The sequence below is a fragment of the Pseudooceanicola sp. genome, from assembly GCF_029213205.1.
Taxonomy (GTDB): Bacteria; Pseudomonadota; Alphaproteobacteria; order Rhodobacterales; family Rhodobacteraceae; genus Pseudooceanicola.
The window spans coordinates 1-3,829 of record NZ_JARGNH010000056.1 but is presented as its reverse complement, the minus strand read 5'-3'; the positions used below and the strand labels follow the sequence as shown (position 1 = coordinate 3,829).

The window sequence follows — 3,829 nt, the reverse complement described above, 5'->3', positions numbered from 1 at the left end:
CGTCCGTAATCGCGAGGACGCGATAATGCGAAGGTGTCCAGGATTCATTTGTGTTTTCCTTGGCTTCTGGATATCGGCGCGGCCTTTGCTGCGCATTATTTTGATTGCAAACCTCGGCGGCTTTCCAACCGTCTGAGGAGACACTCATGTTGAAGTTGCACGACGAGCTGATCGAAGAGCTCGCGAAATTGCTCACGGAGCAGAACTACAATCTGGTGGTCGTGACGAACCATCGGCTCTACGCCCGTCGGTTCCTGGACTACCTGGCCGAGCGCGACATGCCGGTGGCGATGGTGACGCCAGCGCAGGTCGATCAGTATTTTCGCCACGCAGTCCATTGCTTTCATGATCGCTACGGTCGGCCGCCCAGCTCGCGCTGGCACAGGCTACCAAATACGGCGATCGGCAGGTTGCTCCGGCTGGCCCAAGGCACATGGCCGCCAGAGGCTGAAATCGAACCCGTTAAGATGCTCCGGCACGCCATTTGCCATGATTACGAAACTTGGATGCGCGACGAGCGCGGGCTGGCAGATGAAACTATCGACGCGCGGCTCCGGGAGGCGCGGCGCTTTCTGGACTGGTATTTCGGCCGCAGTGGTGCCGACGGTCTCCGAAGCTTGGCCGTACGGGACATCGATCGCTACATGGACATGCGCGCGGTCGGACTGCGACGGATATCGCTCGCGGCATCTGCTGCGTGGCTTCGGTCCCTGCTGCGCTATCTCCACCTGTCGGGGCGGGTTCCGACCGATTTGAGCCCGCAGGTCATCGGCCCCATGCTCTATGCCTATGAGGATGTTCCTTCGATCCTGGACCGCAGCCAGATCGACATGGTTCTGAAGGCCACCGCCAGGGACAGATCGCCGAGGGGGCTGCGCGACCATGCTATTTTGCTGATGCTCGCCATCTACGGACTGCGAGAAGGCGAGATCTGCAGTCTCCGGCTCGAAGACATCGACTGGCACGCGGACTCGCTGCGCATCCGTCACACCAAGACCAATGCCTGTTCCTACATGCCGCTGCTGACGCCGGTCGGCGATGCGGTGCTCGACTATCTGCGCCTCGGGCGCCCGCAGGTCGAAAGCCGGGAGGTCTTCATCCGCTCCCTCGCACCCTATACCAGGATGAAGAACCTCTATGGCATGGTCGACGGGCGCCTGGCGGCCGCAGGCGTTGTGCCGGTGGGAAAGCGTGGCCCACATGTCTTCCGCCACGCGCGTGCGGTTGAACTGCTGCGGGCGTCGGTTCCGCAAAAAATCATCGGCGACGTGCTCGGGCACCGATCAACCGAGTCCACCAACGCCTATCTCAAACTTGCCACCGAAGATTTGCGGGCTGTAGCGCTCGACGTGCCCGGATCGGAGGTGCTGTCATGAGCGCCTGGCACGATCCCGATTTGCTTGCCGTCGAGGACTTTCTCCGCATCTCCCGGTTCGGACAGAGAAGCAGTTACACTTACCGGTGGATCCTTCGCAGCTTCGAGGATGTTGCGCGCCGGCACTCAGCAGTGGATCGCCAGATGCTCGAGGACTGGCTGGGGGACATGGCAACGCGGTGGAAATTGTCGACGCTGTTGAACCAGGTCTGCATCGTTGACCGCTTCCTCGACTATCTGGTCCAGAACGAGTTGATCCCCGGCAATCCCGTCGCCGAGCTTCGCAGGCAGCACAATATCAAGCAGAACAAGCCGATCTGGCGGGCTCTTGCCTCCCCCAATCCCGACGAGGCACTTGCCGCGTTGTGCCAGCCTGCGCCCTACGGCAGCGTTCTGGGCGACTTCATGCGTGACCATGTCGCGCTGATGCGAAACCGGGGATACCAGTATGAGACGCAGGCTCACTGGTTGCTGCGGTTTGACCGGTTCCTGCAATCGCATCCGGAACTGGCGGACGAGCCGCTCGAGACGATGCTGTCCCATTGGGCAGCGGCCAAGTCCACCCGCAATCACGCGGCGGAATGCCAGAAACTGGGGCGCATCCTGACCAAGGCGCGGCACCGGCTCGATCCGAACATTCCGCCGAAACGCTTCAACCCGCGACCAGAGCGGGATGTGGCTCGGGAGCACCGGCAACCGCATATCTTCAGCCCGGCCGACATCCGGCACATGCTCGAAGTTGCCCGTTCCTATCCGTCGCCGCATGCCCCGCTGCGGCCGTGGACCCTCTACACCATGATCCTGCTTGCCTATTGCGCCGGGCTTCGACGTAGTGAGATTGCGCGGCTCGATCTGGGCGACGTCGACCTTCAATCCGGCACGATCACGGTCCGGGAAACGAAGTTCTACAAGACCAGGATCCTGCCTCAGTCGGACAGCGTCATGACCGAACTACGTGCCTATCTCGATGCGAGGCGGCGCGCAGGTGCTCCACAAGACAAGCAATCGGGGTTGTTTTGGCAGGGCCACTTCAAGGGCCACCATACTCCGGAGACGGTCACCACGATGATCACCAACGTCATGCGCCGCGCCGGATTCAAGCCACCCTCCGGACGGACGGGGCCACGTGTGCATGACCTGCGGCATTCGATGGTCGTGAACCGGATCCTTCAATGGTACCGGATCGGCATCAACCCGCAGGACCGGCTGCACTTCCTCTCGACCTATCTGGGTCACCGGGACATCAACTCGACGCTGGTCTACATCACCGTCACGCAGGATCTTCTGCAGGAAGCCAGCGAGCGGTTCCGCGCCGTCGGCGCCCCCTGTCTCAACGGAGAGGCGCTGTCATGAAAGCCACAAATCCCTTCCCCGAACTGTTGCGGGCCTTCTTCCAGGAATGGCTGGCGGAACAGCGTAGCGCCTCGATCCATACCATCAAGTCCTATCGGGACACCTGGCGGATGTTGCTCCGGTTCGTCGCGAAGCGAAACGGCGGCGGTGTCGCACGGATCACGCTGGCCGACGTCTCCGCCAGCGAGGTGCGCGCGTTCCTTACCCATGCCGAGCATGGTCGCAAGGGCGCGATCGGCACGCGCAATTGTCGGCTTGCCGCGATCCGCAGCTTCTTCAGCTTCGTGGCGGACAAGGACCCTGAATATATCGCCCAATGCGCCGAGGTCCTCACGATCCCGCTCAAGCGAAAACCTACCGCCGCGCCCTGCTACCTTGAGCCAGGGGAGGTCGAGGCCATTCTCGCGCAGCCCGACCGGTCGACCATTGAAGGGATGCGAGACCATGTGCTGCTGTCGCTGCTCTATAATAGCGGTGCGCGCATCCAGGAGGCGCTCGATCTGTGTCCCGGCGCGATCCGTTTTGAAGCACCGTATTATGTGCGTCTTTACGGCAAGGGGCGAAAGGAACGCATCTGCCCGCTCTGGCCGGAAACCGTGGCTTTGATGAAGAAGCTGCTGGAGCGGCAGCCACGCGCGCCGGATGAGCGCATCTTCGTCAATCGCTACGGCGAGCCACTGGGAGCTTCGGGCGTGCGGTTCAAGCTGGCGGCCTACGTCGCGGCCGCGGCGAAAACGACGCCCTCGCTGCGTTTGAAACATGTGACGCCGCACAGCTTCCGGCACGCGACGGCCGTCCACCTCGTCGCGGCGGGCGTCGACATCACCGTCATCCGCAGCTGGCTGGGGCATGTCAGCCTCGACACGACCAACCACTACGCTCAGGCCAATCTCGAAACCAAGCGAAAGGCGCTCGAACAGGTCGGCGTTCCGGCAGAAGGAAATCGACCCGCGCGATGGAAACGTGACGCGGACCTGCTCGCCTGGCTCGATACCCTCTGACCCCAACCGAAGGAGAAATAATGTGAAGGACGCAGCCCCGATATCCCCGAAAAATAGCGATGGTGCCGCGTTCCTTCGCATTATCGCGTCCTCGCGATTA

Annotated in this window: 3 protein-coding genes; all 3 read left to right on the top strand. The window is 62.0% G+C overall.

All coding sequences use genetic code 11. From position 1 onward, the window contains the following. The first annotated feature begins 146 nt into the window (after positions 1–146). From P1U48_RS18080 to P1U48_RS18070, 3 genes are read left to right on the top strand one after another with little or no spacing between them, the layout of a single operon-like run. Entirely contained in the window at positions 147–1,376 is a 1,230-nt protein-coding gene (locus P1U48_RS18080) for a site-specific integrase (protein ID WP_301070726.1), read from the top strand. Continuing rightward, positions 1,373–2,728, top strand: coding sequence for a tyrosine-type recombinase/integrase (locus tag P1U48_RS18075; protein ID WP_301070724.1), 1,356 nt, complete (start codon positions 1,373–1,375; stop codon positions 2,726–2,728). Before P1U48_RS18080 ends, P1U48_RS18075 begins: the two co-directional genes overlap by 4 nt. Beyond that, on the top strand, positions 2,725–3,729 hold the full coding sequence (locus tag P1U48_RS18070; RefSeq protein ID WP_301070722.1) for a tyrosine-type recombinase/integrase: 1,005 nt from the start codon (positions 2,725–2,727) through the stop codon (positions 3,727–3,729). Before P1U48_RS18075 ends, P1U48_RS18070 begins: the two co-directional genes overlap by 4 nt. The last annotated feature ends 100 nt before the right edge of the window (positions 3,730–3,829 follow it).